Genomic DNA, 5,407 nt, shown 5'->3' on the forward strand with positions numbered 1-5,407 from the left:
GCTCGTCAGGCTCATAACCTGAAGGTCGCAAGTTCAAATCTTGCCCCCGCAACCAAAAAATCTCAACAAACACAATCATTTACGCCTCCTTTGGGAGGCGTTTCGCGTTCGGGGTTTTGACGTCCGGAAGCAGATCGGAAGCAAATGGGAGCAAAGTTGCGGCCGGTTCCAGAGTGCAATCGGCGGCAAAAGGCTTGTGGACGAAAAACGGCTTAAACCGAGGACGCAAGCCTAGATAGGTTGTGTTGCGCAATAGCTGGAAAGCAAACGGACCACCCATGATCTGGCCAGACGGATAGGGAGACCATTTGATCCCCATACGCGAAGCCGAAGCCGTGAGAGGAACGCCGTTCAAACGTTGCTGGGCGCGTCTTTTAGTGGAGGCTGTCTGAAAACGGCGTGAAGTGTTAGTGTTCTTGCGCTGATGGAGGCGCCGGAATGAGCCGTTCAGCCTGGGGTAGCAATCGCCAGCAAAAGTTGCTGCTGCAGGATTGCGTCGAAAACTACGAGTTAGAACAGCCCTGTCTGTATGGTCGACGTGTTAGCTAAGGTGGCTAATCATGAGAGTGGGATAGGCGTCCACTGCCTTCGGCCGGCTCTCCGTCCGCTAAGGAGTGGCTGCGGCCTGACCTGGTGGTTGCATACCGGTTGCTTCTGGCGATTATTCGACGAAAGCGGACACAGCTGTGCCATGGGTCCATCCGCGTGCGTCCACGCGTGCTTCTAGGAAACTTCGAAAGCGTTACGCGGACAGTCGCTTACGGCGGTCGGGATCAGCATCATGCCAGAGTTCGCAGCCCGCTTCGCCCGGCGATCCATGTTTTTGGCTTGGCTGCGGCTGACGGACGCAAGTGCGATCCTGCGCCTTCTACTATGCACCGTCGAACAAGCCAAGTTGGAACCGTTGGCCCAGAGCTTCCTCAAGTATCTGAAAACCTCTTCTGCGACCTAGGACGTCAACTCTAGCTAAGTGTTGCCAAGCGCACCGAGCGACAATGGTCCTTCTGATGATCGAGCCCTCGACCGATATCCTTTTAGAGGCCTGCATCAGGAGAAGACTTGTCACCTTGCAGGATGACGGCGGCAATACCGGCTGCTGCGGCGACGTGCTCACGACAGGCAGCTGATGCAACGTCCGGGTCGTTGCGCTCGATTCCTAGGAATATCTCCCTGATTTGAGCCGGGCCCGATGTGGTTCGATTGGCGCTGGAAAGCGTCATGACGCGCAATCGTGAGATGCGGCTGTTCAGGCGGGTAACTATCTCCCAGGCGATGCTATGGCCGCTTGTTTCGAAGATGATCCTGTAGAACTCCGTCGTCGCGTCAAGAATGCCGGGCGGCGAGTTTAGCCGCGACACGCGGTCAAGTTCGTTAAGCGCTTTCTTGAGGCTGGCCTTGACCTTGGCGTCGGCAATCCGTGCACAGTCTGACACTGCGGTGGATTCGAGCGAGGCGCGAATGTCGTAGATCTGCCGCGCGTCGTTCCAGTCAAGCCGAGCGACGATCGGGCCCTGCTTTTGAAGCATCTCCACGAGGCCCTCGGCTTCCAGATGCCGGATTACCTCCCGGATGACGGATCTGGAAACGCCAAGCTGTTCGCATAGCGATCGTTCCACGAGCCGTCCGCCGGGTTCGAACAAGCCACTTATGATCGCGCGTCGCATGCGCCCTAAGGCGATTTCCCTCAGCGTAGCGGGAGCGGTTTCGATGCGAAGGGAAGCCAGGTTCTGAACAGTCTTATCCATTCAGGGAATGTACTCCGCAGACAAACTTCACACAAGTGAGTTGACATATGATCTTATGGTATACCATCATACAGGAATGAGAGTTTGCTGAAGGATTTTAGACGTGAAGCCTTTGATACGGAAAACGCTCCTGAGCGTAGAGACGACCATGATCGAAGGCGGGAAAGAGGCTGAAACACCGCTCAAGCTGATCTCTGCTGTAGCGGTCCTCAAGAATCCTTGGGCTGGACGCGGCTTTGTCGAGGATCTGCGCCCCGAGATCCATGCCGTGGCTCCAGTGCTGGGCGAGTTGCTGACCAGGATGGTCATCGAGACCGCCGGGTCTGGGGATGCGGTCGAAGCCTATGGCAAGGCGGCTGTGGTTGGTCTGGATGGGGAGATCGAGCACGCCTCGGCCCTCATCCACACGCTTCGCTTCGGGAACCATTACAGGACTGCCGTAGGCGCAAAGTCATATCTGGCGTTCTGCAACACCCGCGGCCCTGCCAATGCTCCGATCATGATCCCGCTGATGGACAAGAACGACGAGGGACGCCGTTCCCATTACCTGACGATCCAGTGCGCCGTACCTGACGCTCCCGCGGCAGACGAAATCGTCGTGGCTCTAGGCGCATCGATCGGAGGCCGTCCGCACCATCGTATTGGTGACCGCTACCAGGACCTGAAAGAGCTCGGCGCCGATGTCGCGAACCCTGCAGCGGTCTAAAACTCCTTCAGGTGCTGCCTTCGTCGACATCCACGATGCGTCAGGCGAGCCTGTCGTGCTGCTGCATGGCGTCGGCATGAGGATCGAGGCATGGCAGCCTCAGATCGACTTCCTGTCCCGCACGCACCGGGTTGTTGCAGTCGACCTCCCGGGACACGGCTGCTCGTCCCCGCTGGCGGGCCAGCCTGCTCTTGGAGATTACGTGACCTGGCTTCACCGCTTCGCCGCAGAGCTTGGCCTACCGGCCATGAACCTGGTCGGCCACTCGATGGGCGCGCTGATCGCGACTGGCGTTGCGGCTACCGCTCCCGCCACCTTGAAGCGCGTTGCGCTCCTGAATGGCGTTCACAGGAGGACGCCTGAGGCGCGCAGTGCGGTTGAGGCAAGAGCGACCGAGATTACGTCCGGACTGTTCGATCCCCAGGCTCCGTTGCAGCGCTGGTTCGAGGAAGAAGAGAAAAGTTCAGAAGCGTATGCACTGGTCAGCGACTTGCTGCGTTCCGTAGATGCCGAAGGTTATGCGGCAGCCTACCGAGCCTTCTCAACAGGAGACTCCGTCTATTCCGGCTACTGGGGCGAAATCCGCTGTCCGGCGCTTTTTTTGACAGGCGAGGGGGACCGGAACTCCACTTCCGAAATGGCCGAAGAGATGGCGCGGGCTGCGCCGCACGGCCGGGTAGCGGTAATCGCCGGGCATCGCCACATGGTGAACCTGACTGCTCCAGACGAAGTGAACCGCATCCTTGCTGACTGGCTGACCTGGGAGGAGGAAGGCAATGACTGATACACGGGCGCTGAGGGACGCTTTCGGGGCGTTCTTGACAGGGGTCACCGTAGTGACCGCTGTCAATGGCGAGGGAGCGCCGATCGGCTTTACTGCCAACAGCTTCACCAGCGTTTCGCTTGATCCGCCTCTCCTTCTTGTTTGCCTTGCTAAGACGTCCCGCAATCTCCCGACGCTCATGGCTGTAACAGGGTTCGGCGTTAACGTTCTTTCAGAAGGCCAAAAGAACGTCTCCAATACCTTTGCCCGCCCTGTCGAGGACAGGTTTGCAGCGGTCGAGTGGAAGGAAGGACCGCACGGATCTCCCGTGTTCAACGATGCTGCTGCCTGGTTCGACTGCTCAGTGCACGAGCGCATTGATGCGGGCGACCACGTCGTAATGATTGGCAGGGTCGAAGCCTTCGACAATTCCGGGAAGACTGGCCTGGGCTATGCTCGCGGCGGATACTTCACGCCTGCGCTGACCGAAAACAAGCTGCTGGCCAATGTGGACGGCGCGGTAGAGATCGGGGCCGTCGTGGAGCGAGACGGCCAGATCCTGCTGGTCCCAAGCAAGCTAGGCGGCTGGACGCTGCCATTCTTCGATAAACCCGATGTTGCCCAGCCTGCGCTTGAGCCGCTCATGGTCGAGCAACTCGGTGTGAATGTCAGGTCGGGCCTTCTTTATTCCGTCTATGACGACAGCGAAACCGGGCAGCACCGCGTCGTCTACCGGGCGGCTTTAGGGGACGGCCAACCGGAAATCGGGCGCATGTTCCCCCTCAGCCAGCTTCCGCTCGAGGACGTGCCCAATCCGGCGGTTCGCGACCTGTTGAAGCGATACGCCCAGGAAAGCACGCTGAACGAGTTTGGCATCTACTTCGGCAATCAAGAAAAAGGCCGCGTCCATGCCGTGGCAAACAGGGGGTAAGTCATGAAGTTCTCGCTGTTCGTTCATATGGAGCGGCTGAATGCCAGCCAGAATCACCAGGAGCTGTACGAGGAGTTCATCGCGCTCTGCGAGATTGCCGACAAGGCAGGCATGCATGCGATCTGGACAGGCGAGCATCACGGGATGGACTTTACCATCGCGCCGAACCCGTTCGTTACCATAGCCGACCTTGCGCGTCGCACGAGCAATGTCAGGCTCGGCACTGGAACCGTGATTGCGCCGTTCTGGCATCCGATCAAGCTTGCGGGCGAAGCCGCAATGACCGACATCATCACGGGTGGCCGTCTGGATATCGGCATCGCACGCGGCGCCTACAGTTTTGAATACGAACGGCTCATGCCCGGCCTTGACGCCTGGGGCGCAGGGCAGCGCATGCGCGAGCTCATCCCCGCGGTCAAGGGTATCTGGGCCGGCGACTACGCCCATGACGGCGAGTTTTGGAAGTTCCCGTCCACGACTTCGGCGCCCAAGCCCGTCCAGCAGCCGCATCCGCCTATCTGGGTCGCGGCGCGCGATCCGAACAGCCACGAGTTTGCGGTCGCCAACGGCTGCAACGTGCAGTGCACCCCACTCTTCAACGGCGAAACAGAGATCGCGAGCCTGATGGAGCGTTTCACGGCCGCATGCGAAAAGGCGCCTGAAGTCGCACGTCCCAAGATCATGCTTCTGCTCCACACCTATGTCGGCAGCGACGAAGCCGACATCACGCAGGCGGCAAGCGAGATCAGCACCTACTACAATTACTTCTTCGCGTGGTTCAAGAACGAGCGTCCCGTCAGCCAAGGCCTCATTCAGCCGCTTACCGAAGAAGAGCTTGCCGCAAACGCGAACCTTTCGCCGGACATGATGCGCAAGAACCTGCCCATAGGCTCGGCTTCAGAGATAATTGATCGCCTGAAGGTCTACGAACAGCTGGGCTATGACGAATATTCCTTCTGGATCGACACCGGGATGAGCTTCGAGCGCAAGAAGGCTTCGCTCGAGCGCTTTATCGCCGACGTCATGCCTGCGTTCGGATGAAGCCGATGCAGGGGTTCCAGCAATATATCGACGGTCGCTTCGAGGATGGGGCCGCGCGGTTCGACTCCCTCGATCCGGCCACGGGCGAAGTCTGGGCCTCGATGCCCGAAGCGCGAGAAGACGACGTCGACCGCGCGGTGAAGGCTGCGGGACGCGCGCTGCGCGAAGGGCCCTGGCCGAAGACCACGGCGACAGCTCGCGGCCGCCTGCTCTACAGGCTC

General features: G+C 59.5%; 6 protein-coding genes. 5 read left to right on the top strand and 1 reads right to left on the bottom strand.

Annotated elements, in window-relative coordinates; translation table 11 throughout:
• Positions 1-1,034 precede the first annotated feature (1,034 nt).
• On the bottom strand, positions 1,035-1,745 hold the full coding sequence (locus RTX98_RS19650; protein ID WP_312798548.1) for a GntR family transcriptional regulator: 711 nt from the start codon (positions 1,743-1,745) through the stop codon (positions 1,035-1,037).
• A 103-nt stretch (positions 1,746-1,848) separates the two neighbouring features.
• Here RTX98_RS19650 and RTX98_RS19655 point away from each other — a divergent pair, with 103 nt between their 5' ends.
• The 5 genes from RTX98_RS19655 to RTX98_RS19675 all read left to right on the top strand — a co-directional run.
• Positions 1,849-2,451, top strand: a complete 603-nt coding sequence (locus tag RTX98_RS19655) for an amino acid synthesis family protein (RefSeq protein ID WP_312798549.1) — start codon at positions 1,849-1,851, stop codon at positions 2,449-2,451.
• Positions 2,426-3,235 carry an alpha/beta hydrolase gene (locus RTX98_RS19660; RefSeq protein ID WP_312798550.1) on the top strand — a complete coding sequence of 270 codons (810 nt, stop codon included), beginning with the start codon at positions 2,426-2,428 and terminating at the stop codon, positions 3,233-3,235. The genes RTX98_RS19655 and RTX98_RS19660 overlap by 26 nt, the downstream gene beginning before the upstream one ends.
• Entirely contained in the window at positions 3,228-4,145 is a 918-nt protein-coding gene (locus tag RTX98_RS19665; protein WP_312798551.1) for a flavin reductase, read from the top strand. The genes RTX98_RS19660 and RTX98_RS19665 overlap by 8 nt, the downstream gene beginning before the upstream one ends.
• A 3-nt stretch (positions 4,146-4,148) precedes the next feature.
• Positions 4,149-5,186 (top strand): LLM class flavin-dependent oxidoreductase, encoded by a 1,038-nt coding sequence (locus RTX98_RS19670; RefSeq protein WP_312798555.1) that lies wholly within the window; start codon positions 4,149-4,151, stop codon positions 5,184-5,186.
• 5 nt (positions 5,187-5,191) lie between these two features.
• Positions 5,192-5,407 (top strand): aldehyde dehydrogenase family protein (locus RTX98_RS19675; protein WP_312798556.1); only part of this gene is annotated, 216 nt, incomplete at its 3' end.

It is taken from the genome of Tianweitania sp., from assembly GCF_032053605.1.
Taxonomy (GTDB): Bacteria; Pseudomonadota; Alphaproteobacteria; order Rhizobiales; family Rhizobiaceae; genus Tianweitania.

Bases quoted from the DNA above. Each gene is read 5' to 3' on its own strand.
- RTX98_RS19650 (WP_312798548.1), bottom strand. From the start codon at position 1,745: ATGGATAAGACTGTTCAGAACCTGGCTTCCCTTCGCATCGAAACCGCT.
- RTX98_RS19660 (WP_312798550.1), top strand. From the start codon at position 2,426: ATGTCGCGAACCCTGCAGCGGTCTAAAACTCCTTCAGGTGCTGCCTTC.
- RTX98_RS19665 (WP_312798551.1), top strand. From the start codon at position 3,228: ATGACTGATACACGGGCGCTGAGGGACGCTTTCGGGGCGTTCTTGACA.
- RTX98_RS19670 (WP_312798555.1), top strand. From the start codon at position 4,149: ATGAAGTTCTCGCTGTTCGTTCATATGGAGCGGCTGAATGCCAGCCAG.